Here is a 16,737-nt window from a genome sequence, read left to right on the forward strand (position 1 = left end):
TCCTCCGCGGTCGTAGCGACCCGCCAGCGACTGCCGAACGCTCCGCGTCGGTCCGGCGACGGGGCTGCGTCTGACGGATCGCCGGCGGACATCGGGTGCGCGCCGAGGAGTCTCCGGGTCGATCGCTCGCGCCGACAGGAATTTATAGGCGGCCCGCGTGGGTTTGGATCGAATGCGACGGTTACGGCACGCCCGCAGGGACGCCACCCGGTCCGGAGCCGTCGCTGTAGCCATCGTAGGGGTCTGATCCCCTACACCACCACTTCCTCACCGACCCGACGTATCGACGGACGCGCCCGTGCCGGCGACTCGTCGCCAACCGGCGACGGCCCGTCGTCGCGGCCCGCGTCCGGACCGATCGACGCCCGCATCCGAGAGAGACCCACACACCACACACGATGAGCGATTCAGCAACACACCCACGAGAGGACGACCCCGACGCCGAGCAGGCGTCCGATCCGGCCGACGCGGACGGCCCGGACGCGGCGGAGCCGGCCGGCGAGGAGAACCGACCAGACGGCGAGACGAGACAGGTGTCGACCGGCGCGGAGTCGGTCGTCGCCGCCCTCGAGGCCGCGGGCGCGGAGACCGCCTTCGGCGTCCAGGGCGGGGCGATCATGCCGGTGTACGACGCCCTGTACAGCTCCTCGATCCGTCACCTGACGATGGCCCACGAGCAGGGTGCGGCGCACGCCGCAGACGCCTACGGCGTCGTCGCCGGCGAGCCCGGGCTCTGTCTGGCCACGTCCGGCCCCGGCGCGACGAACCTCGTCACCGGCATCGCCGACGCCGACATGGACAGCGACGCGATGTTGGCGCTGACCGGGCAGGTCCCGACGGAGTTCGTCGGCAACGACGCGTTCCAGGAGACCGACACGGTCGGCGTCACCCGCCCGATCACGAAACACAACTACTTCGCCGACGACGCGGACGCCATCGGCGACGTGGTCGGCGAGGCCTTCGAGCTCTCGCGGGTCGGCCGCCCCGGTCCGACGCTCGTCGACCTCCCGAAGAACGTCACCCTCGACGACACCGAGAAGACGCCCGGCCCGGCGGAGGCCCCCGCGGGCACCGATCCGGACCCGCGGGCTCGCGAGGACGCGGTCGAGGCCGCCGCCCGCGCCATCGAGGACGCCGACCGGCCGCTGTGTCTGTTCGGCGGCGGCGTGATCAAGGCGGAGGCGAGCGAGGTCGCGCGGGAGTTCGCGCGCACCCACGAGATCCCCGTGACGACGACGATGCCGGGGATCGGGTCGTTCCCCGAAGACGACGAGCTGTCGCTGTCGTGGGCGGGGATGCACGGGACCGGCTACGCCAACATGGCGATCACCCACACCGACTGCCTGATCGCGGTCGGCACCCGGTTCGACGACCGGCTGACGGGCGGGATCGACACCTTCGCGCCGGAGGCCGAGGTCGTCCACGTCGACATCGACCCGGCGGAGATCTCGAAGAACGTGTACGCCGACTACCCGCTGATCGGCGACGCCGGGACCGTCCTCGAACAGCTGCTCGAGGCGGTTCGCGACGCGCCCGACGCTGACGAGTGGCGCGAGCAGTGTCAGGAGTGGAAGGAGACGTACCCGATGACGTACGCGACGCCCGACGACGAACCTCTGAAGCCGCAGTTCGTCGTCGAGGCGTTCGACGAGGCGACCGACGACGACACCATCGTGACGACCGGCGTCGGCCAACACCAGATGTGGGCCTCCCAGTTCTGGACGTACACGGAGCCCCGAACGTGGGTCTCCTCGCACGGGCTGGGGACGATGGGATACGGCGTCCCGGCCGCGATCGGCGCGCGCGTCGCCGCCGACGCGATGGGCGAGCCCGACCGCGACGTGGTCTGTTTCGACGGCGACGGCTCCTTCCTGATGACGATGCAGGAGCTCTCCGTGGCCGTCCGCGAGGACCTCAACGTCACGTTCGCGGTGCTCAACAACGAGTACATCGGGATGGTGCGCCAGTGGCAGGACGCCTTCTTCGAGGGTCGACACATGGCGTCCGACTACAACTGGATGCCGGAGTTCGACAAGCTCGCCGAGGCGTTCGGCGCGCTCGGGATCCGCGTCGACGGCTACGACGAGGTCGCCCCGGCGGTCGAGGAGGCGCTCGCGTACGACGGCCCCGCGGTGATCGACTTCCACGTCGACCCCGAGGAGAACGTGCTTCCGATGGTCCCGAGCGGCGGAGCGAACGGGCGGTTCGCGCTCACGGAGGACCAGCTATGAGCGGGGAGGACGCGGCCGGCATGCCCGGTCCGGCACCGGACGAGCGCCCCCAGCCGGAGGGACGGCGGAACCTGGAGGGTCACCGGATCGACCCCGTCGTGGAGGCGGAACACGACTCGCGGCGCGCGGTCATCTCCGCGCTGGTCGAGGACGAGCCCGGCGTGCTCGCGCGCGTCTCGGGGCTCGTCTCCCGGCGGCAGTTCAACATCGAGAGCCTGACCGTCGGACCGACGACGGTCGAGGGCCACTCCCGTATCACCATGGTCGTCGAGGAGACGGACCCGGGGATCGACCAGATCGAAAAACAGATGGCGAAGCTGAAGCCCGTTATCTCCGTGGGCGAAGTCTCCGGAAGCGCCGTCACGTCCGAACTCGTCCTGTTGAAGGTCCACGGCGAGGAGCCGGACAAGGTCCACGCCGTCGCGGAGATGTACGACGGCCGGACGCTCGACGCCGGGCCGAAGACGATCACCGTCCAGCTCACCGGCGACGAGTCGAAGATCGACGACGCGATCGACGCGTTCGATCAGTTCGGGATCATCGAGATCGCCCGAACCGGTCAGACCGCGCTCGCGCGGGGGAACATCCCCACCGCGCCAGGAGAGAAACCCGGAACGGCCGGCGAACCGACGACGCCGAACACCCAGTAACCGACAATGACAGAAGACGACACCCAGACGTTCGATTCGACAGTATACTACGACGACGACGCCGACAGCGAGGCGATCGTCCAGAAGACCGTCGCCGTACTCGGCTACGGCTCGCAGGGACACGCGCACGCACAGAACCTCTCCGACAGCGGGGTCGACGTGGTCGTCGGCCTCCGCGAGGAGAGCTCCTCGCGGGAGGCCGCCGAGGGCGACGGGCTCCGCGTCGCGACCCCCGCCGAGGCCGCCGCGGAGGCGGACGTCGTGAGCGTGCTCGTTCCCGACACCGTCCAGCCGGACGTCTACGAGAACGCCATCGAGCCGAACCTGGAGGCCGGCGACACGCTCCAGTTCGCACACGGGTTCAACATCCACTACAACCAGATCCAGCCGCCCGAGGACGTCGACGTGACGATGGTCGCACCGAAGTCGCCGGGCCACCTCGTGCGCCGGAACTACGAGAACGACCAGGGGACGCCCGGCCTGCTCGCGGTGTACCAGGACGCCACCGGCGAGGCCCACGACGAGGGGCTCGCGTACGCGGCCGCGATCGGCTGTACCCGCGCCGGCGTCGTGGAGACGACGTTCCGCGAGGAGACGGAGACGGACCTGTTCGGCGAGCAGGCGGTGCTCTGTGGCGGCGTCACCTCGCTCGTGAAACAGGGGTACGAGACGCTCGTCGACGCCGGCTACTCCCCCGAGATGGCGTACTTCGAGTGCCTCAACGAGCTGAAACTCATCGTCGACCTGATGTACGAGGGCGGCCTCGGCGACATGTGGGACTCGGTCTCGGACACGGCCGAGTACGGCGGGCTCACCAAAGGCGACGTCGTCGTCGACGAACACGCCCGCGAGAACATGGAGGACATCCTCGAGAAGGTCCAGAACGGCCAGTTCGCCCGCGAGTGGATCGCGGAGAACCAGGCCGGTCGACCCTCCTACACCCAGCTCCGTCACGCCGAGAAGAACCACGAGATCGAGGCGGTCGGCGAGGAGCTCCGCGGGCTGTTCGCCTGGCAGGAGACCGAAGAGGAGGAGGAGACGAGCGAGGTGAAGGCCTGATGGGCGGACGCGGCGACGCGAACCGTTCGGCCGAGCCCGCGGGGTCGTCGGGTGATCTCCGATGAGCGAGGGGACGCTGTACGACAAGGTGTGGGACCGTCACAAGGTGACGGCGCTGCCGACCGGACAGGACCAGCTGTTCGTCGGGCTCCACCTCGTCCACGAGGTCACCAGCCCGCAGGCGTTCGGCATGCTGAAGGAGCGTGACCAGGAGGTCGCGTTCCCCGAGCGAACGCACGCGACGGTCGATCACATCGTGCCGACAGGAAACCGCGACCGGCCGTACCGGGACGAGGCCGCGGAGGAGATGATGGCCGAACTCGAGGAGAACGTCCGCGGTTCGGGCATCGACTTCTCCGATCCCGACTCCGGCGACCAGGGGATCGTTCACGTCATCGGACCGGAGCAGGGGCTCACCCAGCCCGGAATGACCATCGTCTGTGGCGACTCGCACACGTCGACACACGGCGCGTTCGGCGCGCTGGCGTTCGGCATCGGGACCTCACAGATCCGCGACGTGCTGGCGACCGGCTGTGTCGCCATGGAGAAACAGAAGGTCCGGAAGATCGAGGTCACGGGCGAGCTCGGCGAGGGCGTCACCGCCAAGGACGTCATCCTGACGATCATCGGGAAGCTCGGGACCGACGGCGGCGTCGGATACGTGTACGAGTACGCCGGCGAGGCCATCGAGGACCTGGGGATGGAGGGACGGATGTCCATCTGTAACATGTCCATCGAGGGCGGCGCCCGCGCGGGCTACGTCAACCCCGACGAGACCACCTACGAGTGGCTGGAAGGGACCGACGCCTTCGCGGACGACCCGGAGGAGTTCGAGCGGCTGAAACCGTACTGGGAGTCGATCCGGACGGACGACGACGCCGAGTACGACGACGTGGTCACCATCGACGGGTCGGCCATCGAGCCGACCGTGACGTGGGGGACCACGCCCGGACAGACCGCGGGGATCACCGAGCCGATCCCGGATCCCGAGGACCTGCCGGAGGAGGACCGCGACACCGCCCGTCGCGCACAGAAACACATGCGCGTCGAGCCGGGCGACACGATGGAGGGCTACGAGATCGACGTGGCGTTCCTCGGGTCGTGTACCAACGCGCGTCTGAAGGACCTCCGCGAGGCCGCGGCGTTCATCAAGGGCCGCGAGGTCGACGACGACGTGCGCGCGATGGTCGTCCCCGGCAGCCAGCGCGTCCGCGACGCCGCCGAGGCCGAGGGGCTCGACGAGATCTTCAAAGACGCCGGCTTCGACTGGCGCGAGCCCGGCTGTTCGATGTGTCTCGGGATGAACGACGACCAGCTGGTGGGCGACGAGGCGAGCGCGTCCTCCTCGAACCGGAACTTCGTCGGTCGACAGGGCTCGAAGGACGGCCGGACCGTCCTGATGAGTCCGATCATGGTCGCGGCCGCGGCGGTGACCGGGGAGGTCACCGACGTGCGCGAGATGGAGGAGGTGGCGACCGTATGAGCTCTCCCGAGTTCAGCGCCGGCGAGGCACCGGCGGAGAAGGTGACCGAGGTCACCGGGACCGGGATACCGGTCCGCGGAAACGACATCGACACCGACCAGATCATCCCCGCCCGCTTCATGAAGGTCGTCACCTTCGACGGGCTGGGACAGTTCGCGTTCTTCGACCAGCGCTTCGACGACGAGGACAACGAGAAGGACCACCCGTTCAACGAGGAGAAGTATCGGGGGGCGAACGTGCTCGTCGTCAACGCGAACTTCGGCTGTGGCTCCTCCCGCGAACACGCCCCGCAGGCGTTGATGCGCTGGGGGATCGACGCCGTCGTCGGCGAGTCGTTCGCGGAGATCTTCGCGGGCAACTGTCTCGCACTCGGTATTCCGACGGTCACCGCCGACCAGGAATCCATCGAGGCGCTACAGGACTACGTCGAGGCGAACCCCGACGCCGAGGTCGACATCGACGTGGCCGCGGAGACGATCACCTACGGCGACACGACGATCGAGGCGACGGTTCACGACGCCCAGCGAAAGGCGCTCGTCGAGGGCGTCTGGGACACCACGGCGCTGATGGGCGCGAACGCGGGGGCGGTCCGCGAGACCGCCCGGTCGCTGCCGTACGTTCCGCCGGAGCACGTTCCGGAGGAGGACGCGTGAGCCACGAGATCGCCGTCATCGAGGGTGACGGGATCGGAACGGAGGTCGTGCCGGCGGCGATCGAGGTGCTCGAGGCGCTCGAGATCGGCTTCGAGTTCGTCTCCGGCGAGGCCGGCGACGCGGTGAAGGAGTCGACCGGCGAGGCGCTCCCCGCGGAGACGTACGACCTGGTCGCCGACGCGGACGCGACGCTGTTCGGCGCGGCCGGCGAGACCGCCGCCGACGTCATCCTCCCGCTGCGCGAGGCGGTGGACTCGTTCGTGAACGTCCGACCCGCGAAGGCGTACCCCGGCGTCGACGCGCTCCGCCCGGAGACGGACGTGGTCTTCCTGCGCGAGAACACCGAGGGCGTCTACGCCGGCCACGAGGACCGGCTCAGCGACGACCTCTCGACGCTGACTCGCGTGGTCACGACCTCGGCCTCCCGCGAGCTCGCCGAGTACGCCTGCGAGTTCGTCGAGGACGGCCGCGGGCCCGCGGGCGACCCCGAGGAGGGGTTCACGGTCGCACACAAGTCGAACGTGATGCGCGAGACCGACGGCCGCTTCCGGGAGGCGGTGCTCGAGGTCGCCGCGGAGCGCGGCGTCGACGCCGACGAGGAGCTGATGGACGCGTTCGCGACGAAGCTCCCGCTGGATCCGAGCCAGTACGGCGTGGTCGTCTGTCCGAACCTCGCGGGCGACGTGCTCTCGGACCTGGCCGCGGGGCTCGTCGGCGGGCTCGGCCTGCTCCCCTCGGCGAACGTCGGCCACGACAACGCGCTCTTCGAGCCGGTCCACGGCACCGCGCCAGACATCGCCGGCGAGGGGGTCGCGAACCCGACGGCGGCGGTCCTCTCCGCGGCCATGCTTCTCGAGTACCTCGGGTACCTGGAGGAGGCCGAGCGGGTCCGGACCGCGGTCGAGTCTGTCCTCTCGGAGGGGCCTCGAACGGGCGATCTCGGCGGCGACGCGACGACCGACGAGGTCACCGCGGCGATCGTCGGCCGACTGTAGGTCGTCGGCCGGTTGTGGGACCGTCGACCGACTGTAGGCTGGTCCGGCCGCGCGGCCCCCGTCACCCGTCGGGGACGCCGCCGCCGAACCACAAGAGACGAAACCCTGCGGCACCTCGGAAGGCGTATGAGCAACTACGCGGTCGCGATGGAAGCAGCCTGGTTGGTCCGTGACGTCGAGGAGACCGACGACGCCATCGGCGTCGCGGTCAGCGAGGCCGGAAAGCGACTCAACGAGACGGACAAGCAGTACGTCGAGGTCGAACCCGGCGTCACCGGCTGTCCCGCCTGCGGCGAGCCGTTCGACGCCGCCTTCCTCGCGGCGAACACGGCGCTCGTCGGGCTCCTTTTGGAGATCGACGTGTTCAACGCCGACAGCGAGGAGCACGCGGAGCGGATCGCGAAAAGCGAGGTCGGCGGCGCGCTCCGGGACGTCCCGCTCGAGGTCATCGACGTGATGGAGACCGAGGCCGACGACGACGAGGAGTCGGACGGGGGCGCTCGCTGAGCGAGTGACCGGCGAAACCTTTTCTAATAACCAGAGGTTATTAGGCGTATGGAGCTCCCGACGCCACAGGACCTGCGCGAACGACGGACGTCGCTCGAACTGACCCAGAGCGCGCTCGCGGACGCCGCGGGCGTCTCACAGCCGCTCATCGCCCGGATCGAGGGTGGCGACGTCGATCCGCGGCTCTCGACGCTGCGGCGGATCGTGAACGCCCTCCAGGAGGCCGAAGGCGAGGTCGTGCGCGCGACGGACCTGATGAACGAGACCGTGATCAGCGTCGCCCCCGACGACGCCGTGAGCGACGCGGTCGACCTGATGGAGCGGGAGGCGTACTCCCAGCTCCCCGTCCTCCAGAACGGCGTGCCCGTCGGCTCGATCAGCCAGGGGGACGTGGTTCACGCGGGCGAGAACGTCGGAGACCACCCGGTCAGCGAGGTGATGAGCGAGTCGTTCCCCACCGTCGCGCCGGGCGCGACCGTCGACGAGGTGCGGAACCTGTTGGACCACTACAAGGCCGTGATGGTGACCGACGGCGGCGAGACGGTCGGGATCATCACCGAGGCCGACATCGCCGCGCACCTGTCGTAGACCGAGTCGGGACCGGCGGCGTTCCGAGTCGTAGCCGATCAGCCGTCGCGGTTCTCCGAGAGGTGCTCCCAGATCTCCGTACAGCCCGCGCCGTCCTTCAGATCCTCGAGATGGTCGCCCTCGTCGTCCGTTTCTTCGGGCGTCGCTCCCGTTTCCGTGTCCGTATCGTCGGGTTCGACCTCCGTCGCCGGGTCGTCCGTCTCCTCCTCATCGACCCCGCCGTCGGTAGATCGCGGTCGAGACCGCTGTCTCCCGGTCATCGTCGGCCGGAGAGCTCGTCGAACAGTTCGGGCGCGACATCGGCGGACGCGTGCTGGCGGTGGTCGTGGCCGCCGTCGGAGTCGCTCGGCCGGTCGACGGCGGTTCGGGGGGTCGGATCGGTCATCGATCCACGCTACGGCCTCTCTGATCATAAGGGAAGCCCCACGAGTAAATCGGACCACTACTCCCCGGTACCGGAACCCATGTCCGGTACTCGTGACGCGGGTATGGGTCCCGATCGACTCGCCGTCGGTCGATCTCTCCGATCCGCTTCGTCCCCAACGCCGTCCCCGCTTGCGAGCACCGCTACCCATTGGGTCCTCGCGTCCGAACCGGGGGTATGACCACTCGCCTGCGCGTGCTCGACGACGGGGCATGGATTTCGGTCGACGACCACCGGGAGATCCGCGTGAGCGAGCTCTGGCGGCTCGACGCGCCCGGTTTCTGCGGCTGCGACCTGGCCGACCTCGTCGTCGAGAACTTCCAGGAGGTCGGCGTCGACGGCTCGCGCGTGGAGACGCGCGTCTACGGACAGTGTATCGAGTGCGGCGAGACCGGCGTCACCGACTGGCTCCCGGTCGGCCGGGTTCGGGGCGGCGAGTTCGTCGAATTCGACCGTTCCTGCGTCCGCCGGACCCGCCGGGAGTAACGGGACGATCGGAGCGTTTTATCCGGCAGTTGTTGCCCCTTCGAGGGGGCACCGGGCAACGTTGACTCCACGGGTCGCCCTATGTGACCGGGGATCCTGTGTCGGGACACGATGCCTACGGACGTAGAGAACTGGAAGTCGGAGGTGTACGGGAACGAGATCCGCGAGCACCTGTTCGAGTTCGCCGAGCGGGGGTTCGACTCGATCCCCGACGACGAGCGGGACGCCTGGTTCGAGCGGTTCAAGTGGTGGGGACTGTACCACCAGCGGAACGGTCAGGAGGGCTACTTCATGATGCGGATCGGGACGCCGAACGGCGTGTTGGAGCCCGGACAGCTCCGCGTCGTCGGCGAGATCGCCGACGAGTACGCGCGCGGACCGGGAACGAACCCGATCTTCGGCGACGCCTACGCCGACTTCACGACTCGCCAGTCGATCCAGCTCCACTGGATCGAGCTGTCGGACGTGCCCGCGATCTTCGAAAAGCTGGAGGAGAACGGCCTCTCCACCCAGCAGGCCTGCGGCGACTCCTGGCGGAACATCGTCGGAAACCCCGTGGCCGGCAAGGACGGCCAGGAGGTGATCGACGCCTGGCCCGTCATCCGCGACCTCAACGAGACGTTCAAAGGGAACGACGACCACGCGAACCTCCCGCGGAAGTGGAAGGTGTCCGTGACCGGCTCCGCGGACGGCTCCGGGCAGGGCGACATCAACGACCTCGCGTTCGAGCCGGCGTACAAGGCGGTTGACGGGAACGGCAGCGGGAGCGACGGGAGCGGCGACGGCGGCGAGGACGCCGTCGGTTTCAACGTCCGCGTCGGCGGCGGGCTCGCGCGCAACGAGCCCCGGTTCGCCCGCGACATCGACGTCTGGGTGCCCCCCGAGCGGGTGTCCGACGTGGCCGGCGGGCTCTCCGCGCTGTTCCGCGACCACGGCGACCGCGAGGACCGCTACAACGCGCGGATCAAGTTCCTCGTCGACGAGTGGGGTCCGGAGCGGGTCCGCGAGACGCTCCAGGCCGACTACGTCGACTTCGAGCTCGAGACCGCCGGTCGCGACGTCCGCGAGGAGTACACCTACAACGCGGGCGAGGGCGAGCGCAACGACCTGGTCGGCGTCCACGACCAGAAGGACGGCCGGAACTTCGTCGGCCTGAACGTCCTCGTCGGGCGGATGGGCGCGGCCGACGTGCTCGAACTCGCCGACCTGGCCGCGGAGTACGGCTCCGGCGAGGTGCGGCTCTCCCAGCGGCAGAACGTGGTCGTGACCGATGTACCCGACGAGGAGTTGGACGACTTCCTCGCCGAGGACCTGCTCGAACACTACTCGCCGTCCCCCTCACCGTTCATGCGCGGCTCGGTCGCGTGTACCGGCACCGAGTTCTGCTCGCTCTCCATCGTCGAGACGAAGAACCGGCAGGTCCGGTTCGCCCGGTGGCTGAAGGAGAACGCCGAGCTTCCCGACGAGGTCGAGGAGTTCCACGTCCACCTCTCCGGCTGTACCGCCTCGTGCGCGCAGCCGCAGATCGCGGACGTGAGCCTCCGCGGGATGAAGACCCGGAAGGACGGCGAGCCGGTGGAGGCGCTCGACGTGGGGCTCGGCGGCGGGCTCGGCGAGGAACCGGGGTTCGCCCGCTGGGTCACCCAGCGCGTGCCCGCCGACGAGGTCCCCGGCGCGATCGCCAACCTGCTCGAGGGCTTCGCCGACGAGCGCGAGGCGGGCGAGTCGTTCCGGGCGTTCGTCGCCCGCCACGACGACGAGGAGCTCGACGCGCTCGTCGATCCCGAGGAGACGGACTACGAGGACCCGATGATGCACAACACGAAGCGCACCTGGTACCCGTACGCCGAGGACGACGCGCTCGACGACGCCCCGCCGGTGCCGGCGGACGACTGAGATGACGGGTGGAGAGCGATGAGCGACCGCCTGCTCCGCGTGAACGCGTACACGACGCTCGACTTCGTGGACGCGAGGGCGCGAGGCCACGACTTCGAGGCGGACGCGCCCGGCGTCGTGAACGTCACCGCGCCGCGGGAGGACCCGGACCACGTCGACCTCCAGATCGAACTCGACGACACGGGGATCGACGACCTCCCCGCCCACGCCGACGAGGTCACGCTCTCGCCGGCGCAGGCGCGAACCCTCGCCGAGGCGCTGGAGTCGGCGGCGGCCCGCGTCGAGGCCGCGAAGGGCGACGCCGACGGCGAGTGAGTCGCGGCGGCGAGAATCACTCACCGATGGCTTGAGCGGTGGCGCGCCTCCGAGCGCCCGAGAGGGCGCGAGGAGCCCGCGAGGGAGTCGACCGTCCGGAGCGAAGCGGAGGACGGTCGGCGAGGTTGGGGAGGCGTGAGGTGCGGTCGCAGTGCTGTGGGGGGACTCAAAGGGGCAGTCGTGAGGACGACGCCCGGTGAAGCAAGCACCGCAACGAAGGAGCGATAGCGACTGAGTGAGGAGCACAGCGAACCGCGCGAGTCGGGCGAGGGCGACCGCAGGGAGCCCTCGGGTGGCGAACGGCGAAGCCGTGAGCCCTCGCGACTGGGGCTTTGATCGTGTGCGCTGCGGTCGTGTTCACTGCGTCGATGACGTACTACCGAACGACTGGAGCTTCCGGCGTCGATCAGTCGACAACGGCGTGGATCCGAACGACGACCGCTCCTTATAGCTCCAGTCCGCGGATCGCGACGCTCCCCTCCTCGCCGTCACCCTCGTCGTCCTCCTCCACCCGTCCGATCACGCGCCCGTCCGTCTCCGCCGCCAGCGACTCGGCGGCCCCGGGATCCAGCGCCGCGACGAACCCGGTCCCCATGTTGAACGTTCGATGCATCTCCTCGTCGGAGACGTTCCCCTCAGACTGGACGAACCCGAAGACGGGCTGGGCGTCGAAGGGGTCGTCCACGACGTAGCGGTGCGCGCCCAGTCGTGTCAGGTTCGTCCACCCGCCGCCGGTGACGTGGGCCGCGGCCCGGACGCCGCGTTCGCGCATGGGGTCAAGCAGGTCGGTGTAGATCCGGGTGGGTTCCAAGAGCGCCTCGCCGAGGGTGTCGTACCCGGCGAACGGGCACGGGTCCGTGTACTCGTGTTCGCGCGTGACGGCCTCGCGCGCGAGCGTCAGCCCGTTGGAGTGGATCCCCGACGACCTCCAGCCGACGAGCGCGTCGCCCGGCTCCGCGTGCCCGTCGAAGACGCCGTCCTTCGCGGCGAGTCCGGCACAGGTCCCCGCGAGGTCGAGCCCGCGGACGACCTCCGGCATCACCGCCGTCTCGCCGCCGACCAGTTCGATGTCGGCCCGCTCCGCGCCCGCGGCGAGGCCCTCGCCGACCTGCTCTGCGAACCCCTCGTCCGGCTCGTCGACCGCGAGGTAGTCGACGAACGCCACCGAGCGGACGCCGGCAGCGACGAGGTCGTTGACGTTCATCGCGATACAGTCGATTCCGACCGTCGAGTAGTCGGCGAGCGCCTCCGCGACGAGCAGCTTCGTCCCGACGCCGTCGGTCGCCAGCGCGAGGTAGCGGTCGCCGATGTCGAGCAGGCCGGCGTAGTCGCCCTCGCCCTCGCCGACCATCCCGACCAGCGCGGCGGTCGCGGCCTCGCTCGCGTCGATGTCGACGCCCGCGTCGGCGTACGTGAGCTCCTCGTCGTCGCCGTCGCCACCAGCGTCGCCGTCCCTTTCGGCCATACGCGTGTCGTGGCGCGCCGGAGCAAAAGGACACCGCTTGTCCGCGAACGCCGGGATCCGCCGGGAACGACGGACGTCGCGGCCGACTCAGAACGGCCCGCCGAAGCCGAGGCCGAGCACGAACACCAGAAGGACCGCGAGGAGCGCCGACGGGACGAACGCGACCGCCCAGACGACGCGGCTCCAGTCCAGCACCGTCCTCCCGTCGAGCGGGCCGTACGGGACGAGGTTGAACGCGGCGAGGAAGACGTTGATCGCGATCCCGCGCTCGCCGACCAGCGCCAGGACCTCACTCCCCAGCAGCGTTCCCGCGTAGAACACGGGCACGAAGAGGACCATGAGAAGCAGGTTGACGACGGGGCCGGCGAGCGCGATCCGCCCGTGTTCGCCCGCGGTGAGCCGCCCGCGGTGGTGGACCGCGCCGGGCGCGGCGAAGATGAACCCGAGCAGGGCGCTCGCCACGGCCAGAAACAGCATGCCGTTGTCCGCGCGGAACTCCGCCACCTGGTCGTAGCGGACGGCGACGACCTTGTGCGCGATCTCGTGGAGGAGGAAGCCGACGCCCGCGGTCGAGAGTCCGACGAGGAGCGGGAGCACCACGCCGGCCGCGACGATCCGGGAGACGCCGGCGCTCCCGCCGACGAAGAAGAGCGTGAACGCCACGCCGAGCGCGAGCCACGCGAGGAGCAGGTCTCTGAGTTCGGTGCCGCTGAAGTAGAGGCCGCCGATCCGGCGGCCGGCGATGTTCGTTGCCATGGTGTCAGGGGGCGATCAGTCCGCGGAGCAGTTCGGCGCTGTTGCGCGCGCCCTGTATCATCAGCCTCGAGACCTCCTCGACGCCGCCGATGTCGCCGAACATCGCCGGCAGGACGTAGACGGCGAAGAGGAAGCTCGCGACGATGCTGCCGACGTTCGTCATCGCGACGACCACGATGAGCTTGAACAGCGGCACGTCGAGCATCTCCCTGACGAGCTCGCCGGGGGGGCGCGTCTCGTCGGCCAGGAGCTCGTTGAGCGTGCCGATGTCGCCGACGTTCACCGTCAGGTGCCGCAACTCGACGTAGCCCGTGAACCAGCCGGGCGCGAGAAGCGGGTTGATCGAGGTCATCCACGCGACCGCGCCGCCGACGCCGGCGGAGGACCACCTCGCGCCGGCGAGCTTCGCGAACCCGAACGCGAAGGCGGCGTTGATCAGGAACCACGCGCCGAACAGCCGGAGCAGGAACCCGTTCCGGACGCCCGCCATCGCGAGCAGGACGAAGAAGGCGACGAACCCGACCGTGATCCCGTAGCCGATCAGCTTCTTCCAGGGGAACCCGCGTCCGGACTCCTCGCCGACCAGGTCCGCCATCGGCGGCAGGCTGTCGGGGTTCGCGAGGTACCCCTCGATCCCCGCCCGGTGGCCCGCGCCGACGACGGCGACCACGTCGCGCCCGGCCTCCCGTAAGGCGACGAGCCGGTGGGCGATGAACGCGTCGCGCTCGTCGATGAGCGCCTCCGCGCCGCCCGGAGAGAACTGTCGGAACTCCTCCATCATCATCGTCACCACGTCGGTGTCCGTGAGCTCCTCGATGTCGATCTCCTCGATCCCGCCGTACTCCGCGTCCTCGTCGGGGCTCGCGAGCCCGAACAGCCCGAGCAGCGCCGCGCCGACGACGCCGACGGACAGCCCGAGCGCGAGCCCGAGCCCGAGGCTCCCGATCGCCCGGACCGTGAGCCCGCCGAGGTACGTCGCGACGAGCCCGTCGGCGACGCCGGAGGCCGCCACGACGAGTCCCGCGAGCGGCCCGATCGCGGCCGCGGCGTACAGCCGGGCGTCGGGCGAGAGCCCGACCTTCCCGACCTGGTCGACGACGAGCGCGGCCGCCACCGCCGCGAGCATCCCCGCGGTCACGCTCGTCAGGAGCGGCTCGGTGACGCCGAAGGAGCCGCCGAAGAGGCCGATCGCGGGCCCGGCGATCACCCCGATCAGGATTCCGGCGACCACCCCGACGACGCGGGAGTCGGTGACGCCGAACGCGAGCCCGCCGACCATCCGGAGCTTCTCGACCAGGGTCATGCGCGCCCAGAACCGCTGGATCGTGGTCTGGATGTCGCGGTCGACCAGCGCGACGTCGATCCCGAGTCGCTCGGCGACGTCGACGGCGGCTTTCATGTCCGCGCCGGGTTCGATGTCGAACCGCTCGCCGAGTTGGGTCTGGACGTACGAGAGCATCCAGTAGGCGAGGAACTGAAAGACCGTGTTCCCGCGCAGCAGGTCGCTCGCGTCGAGGTCGTCGGGGGTCTCCCCCTGCATCTGCCGGTAGCGACCCTCGTCCAGTTCGACGGCGACGACGTCGGGCTCCTCGCGTTCGATCGCCTCCTCGACCTCCTCGACGGAGCGCTCGGAGACGTGTGCGGTGCCGACGACGGTCACCGACCCGGACTCGCGGGCGTCGACGGGGGTGCTCTCGGAGGGGGCCGACGCGACGTCGGCGGGTCCCTCTGGCGTCTCTGTCATCACACCGACGTACTGCGTCACGTCGTTTAGGGTTTGTGAGTCGGTATCGAGCGAGCGCGGAGCCCCGATCCCGCGGTCACCGCCCCGTCCCTCGCCGGCTCGACGCGTCGGTCCCAACAGATTTGTATCCACACCCCGCCCATACCCGGGTATGTCGCGGCTGTTGCCCTCCCTACCGGACGCCGAACCCGACGACCGCGAGCCGCGCGTCGTCGGCGTCGACGACGAGGAAGCCGACGAGCTGCTCGCGGCGCTCGGCTCCGAGACCGCTCGAAACGTCCTCTCGACGCTTCACGAGAAGCCGGCGACGACCTCCGAGCTGGCCGACGAGCTCGACACGTCGCTCCAGAACGTCCAGTATCACCTCTCGAAGCTCACCGACGCGGAGGTCGTCGACGTCATCGACACGACCTACTCGGAGAAGGGTCGCGAGATGAACGTGTACGCGCCCGCCGACGAGCCCCTCGTGTTGTTCGCGGGAAGCGAGGAGCAGTCCTCCGGGATCAAGACGGCGCTGAAGCGGCTGCTCGGCGGCTACGCGCTCCTCGGGCTCGCGGCGTTCGCCGTCCAACGCCTCGCGGCGATGGCGACCCCCGACGCCACGGCCGAGCGGTACACCGCCTCCGGCGGCGACGCCGGAACCGCCGGTACCGGCGGGGGAAACGGCGGGGGCAGCGACGTGGGGATCGCGACGGAGGAACCGGACGCGCCCTCGGCGGAGCCGACGGTGGACGCGGAGGCGAGCGACGGGATCGTCGACGCCGTCGTCGACTCGGCGACCGATCTCCTCGTCGACCCCGCCGCGGCGCTCGGCGAGCCGGGGATCGTCTTCTTCCTGGGAGCCGCGCTCGTGTTCTCGATCGCCTGGCTCTACTGGTACCGCCGGGATCGGGCCGCGGCCTGATCGTCGGCGGAAAGCGATCGAACGCCGGAGACTCCGGCTCCGGCGCGTCGATCGGTGATCGGATCCCGTCGCGCCCGACGACCGGGGACAGCTATTCATGCGGGTGTCACCATTCTCCCGTATGGAACACGAAGCCGAGGTCGTCGGGGTCGGAGCCGGCTCGGCACCCGGCGGCGACGTCCCGGCGGTGGTCCTGGGCGTCCGCGGCGAGTACGTCCCCATCTTCGTCAGCGGCGACCAGGCCCGCTCGATCGGCACCGTCCTCGAGGGCGAACCGTTCGACCGACCGCTCACGCACGACCTCCTCGTGGAGATGCTCACCGAGTTCGGCGGGGCGATAGACCGGGTTCGGATCGACGACCTCGCGGACGGGACCTTCTACGCGAAGGTCGACGCCGAGCGCTACGAGTCGGGCGAGCCGGAGCGGTTCGTCTTCGACGCGCGACCCTCCGACGCGCTGGCGCTGGCCGTCCGCGTCGAGTGCCCCATCGTCGTCTCCGAGGCGGTGATAGACGAGGCGGGACGCCCGCCCGACTCGATCCGCTTCGGCGACGGTCCCCGCGACGACTCGTAGCCGCGGG

General features: G+C 69.9%; 18 protein-coding genes. 13 read left to right on the plus strand and 5 right to left on the minus strand.

The window, feature by feature from the left end:
* The first annotated feature begins 398 nt into the window (after nt 1-398).
* From ilvB to AXA68_RS10885, 8 genes are all read left to right on the plus strand, one after another.
* On the plus strand, nt 399-2,231 hold the full coding sequence (gene ilvB, locus AXA68_RS10850) for a biosynthetic-type acetolactate synthase large subunit (protein WP_066416489.1): 1,833 nt from the start codon (nt 399-401) through the stop codon (nt 2,229-2,231).
* On the plus strand, nt 2,228-2,881 hold the full coding sequence (ilvN, locus tag AXA68_RS10855; RefSeq protein ID WP_066416501.1) for an acetolactate synthase small subunit: 654 nt from the start codon (nt 2,228-2,230) through the stop codon (nt 2,879-2,881). The genes ilvB and ilvN overlap by 4 nt, the downstream gene beginning before the upstream one ends.
* Nucleotides 2,882-2,887: 6 nt before the next feature.
* A complete protein-coding gene (gene ilvC / locus AXA68_RS10860; protein ID WP_066416504.1) occupies nt 2,888-3,940 on the plus strand; it encodes a ketol-acid reductoisomerase in 1,053 nt (350 codons plus the stop codon).
* 61 nt (nt 3,941-4,001) lie between these two features.
* Nucleotides 4,002-5,423 (plus strand): 3-isopropylmalate dehydratase large subunit, encoded by a 1,422-nt coding sequence (leuC, locus tag AXA68_RS10865; RefSeq protein ID WP_066416507.1) that lies wholly within the window; start codon nt 4,002-4,004, stop codon nt 5,421-5,423.
* On the plus strand, nt 5,420-6,076 hold the full coding sequence (gene leuD / locus AXA68_RS10870; protein ID WP_066416509.1) for a 3-isopropylmalate dehydratase small subunit: 657 nt from the start codon (nt 5,420-5,422) through the stop codon (nt 6,074-6,076). Before leuC ends, leuD begins: the two co-directional genes overlap by 4 nt.
* Nucleotides 6,073-7,071 (plus strand): isocitrate/isopropylmalate family dehydrogenase, encoded by a 999-nt coding sequence (locus tag AXA68_RS10875; protein WP_066416511.1) that lies wholly within the window; start codon nt 6,073-6,075, stop codon nt 7,069-7,071. The genes leuD and AXA68_RS10875 overlap by 4 nt, the downstream gene beginning before the upstream one ends.
* 126 nt (nt 7,072-7,197) lie before the next feature.
* On the plus strand, nt 7,198-7,578 hold the full coding sequence (locus AXA68_RS10880) for a DUF555 domain-containing protein (RefSeq protein WP_066416513.1): 381 nt from the start codon (nt 7,198-7,200) through the stop codon (nt 7,576-7,578).
* A 48-nt stretch (nt 7,579-7,626) separates the two neighbouring features.
* The gene (locus tag AXA68_RS10885; RefSeq protein WP_066416516.1) at nt 7,627-8,166 is read left to right on the plus strand and encodes a CBS domain-containing protein; all 540 of its coding nucleotides are present in this window, start codon (nt 7,627-7,629) and stop codon (nt 8,164-8,166) included.
* A 38-nt stretch (nt 8,167-8,204) separates the two neighbouring features.
* Here AXA68_RS10885 and AXA68_RS10890 read toward each other — a convergent pair whose 3' ends face one another.
* Nucleotides 8,205-8,426 carry a hypothetical protein gene (locus tag AXA68_RS10890; RefSeq protein ID WP_066416518.1) on the minus strand — a complete coding sequence of 74 codons (222 nt, stop codon included), beginning with the start codon at nt 8,424-8,426 and terminating at the stop codon, nt 8,205-8,207.
* Nucleotides 8,423-8,551, minus strand: a complete 129-nt coding sequence (locus tag AXA68_RS17475) for a hypothetical protein (RefSeq protein WP_269799193.1) — start codon at nt 8,549-8,551, stop codon at nt 8,423-8,425. The genes AXA68_RS10890 and AXA68_RS17475 overlap by 4 nt, the downstream gene beginning before the upstream one ends.
* Before the next feature lie 216 nt (nt 8,552-8,767).
* On the opposite strand from AXA68_RS17475, the gene AXA68_RS10895 reads away from it, so the two are divergent.
* From AXA68_RS10895 to AXA68_RS10905, 3 genes are all read left to right on the plus strand, one after another.
* On the plus strand, nt 8,768-9,076 hold the full coding sequence (locus tag AXA68_RS10895) for a hypothetical protein (RefSeq protein WP_198530050.1): 309 nt from the start codon (nt 8,768-8,770) through the stop codon (nt 9,074-9,076).
* A gap of 111 nt (nt 9,077-9,187) precedes the next feature.
* Complete coding sequence (locus AXA68_RS10900; protein ID WP_066416520.1) at nt 9,188-10,972, plus strand: nitrite/sulfite reductase; 1,785 nt, start codon at nt 9,188-9,190, stop codon at nt 10,970-10,972.
* Nucleotides 10,973-10,990: 18 nt separating this feature from the next.
* Complete coding sequence (locus tag AXA68_RS10905) at nt 10,991-11,287, plus strand: DUF6360 family protein (protein WP_066416523.1); 297 nt, start codon at nt 10,991-10,993, stop codon at nt 11,285-11,287.
* 445 nt (nt 11,288-11,732) lie between these two features.
* On the opposite strand, the gene purM is transcribed toward AXA68_RS10905, so the two are convergent.
* From purM to AXA68_RS10920, 3 genes are all read right to left on the minus strand, one after another.
* Complete coding sequence (gene purM / locus AXA68_RS10910; protein ID WP_066416531.1) at nt 11,733-12,752, minus strand: phosphoribosylformylglycinamidine cyclo-ligase; 1,020 nt, start codon at nt 12,750-12,752, stop codon at nt 11,733-11,735.
* An 87-nt stretch (nt 12,753-12,839) separates the two neighbouring features.
* Nucleotides 12,840-13,508: a Zn-dependent protease gene (locus tag AXA68_RS10915; RefSeq protein WP_066416534.1), complete on the minus strand. Its 669-nt coding sequence runs from the start codon at nt 13,506-13,508 to the stop codon at nt 12,840-12,842.
* A 4-nt stretch (nt 13,509-13,512) separates the two neighbouring features.
* Nucleotides 13,513-15,252, minus strand: coding sequence for a TraB/GumN family protein (locus AXA68_RS10920; RefSeq protein WP_066416537.1), 1,740 nt, complete (start codon nt 15,250-15,252; stop codon nt 13,513-13,515).
* Nucleotides 15,253-15,403: 151 nt separating this feature from the next.
* On the opposite strand from AXA68_RS10920, the gene AXA68_RS10925 reads away from it, so the two are divergent.
* The gene (locus tag AXA68_RS10925) at nt 15,404-16,156 is read left to right on the plus strand and encodes an ArsR/SmtB family transcription factor (RefSeq protein WP_066416544.1); all 753 of its coding nucleotides are present in this window, start codon (nt 15,404-15,406) and stop codon (nt 16,154-16,156) included.
* 121 nt (nt 16,157-16,277) lie between these two features.
* Nucleotides 16,278-16,730: a bifunctional nuclease family protein gene (locus tag AXA68_RS10930; protein ID WP_066416550.1), complete on the plus strand. Its 453-nt coding sequence runs from the start codon at nt 16,278-16,280 to the stop codon at nt 16,728-16,730.
* Nucleotides 16,731-16,737: the final 7 nt, after the last annotated feature.

The organism is Halorubrum aethiopicum, assembly GCF_001542905.1.
GTDB lineage: Archaea > Halobacteriota > Halobacteria > Halobacteriales > Haloferacaceae > Halorubrum > Halorubrum aethiopicum.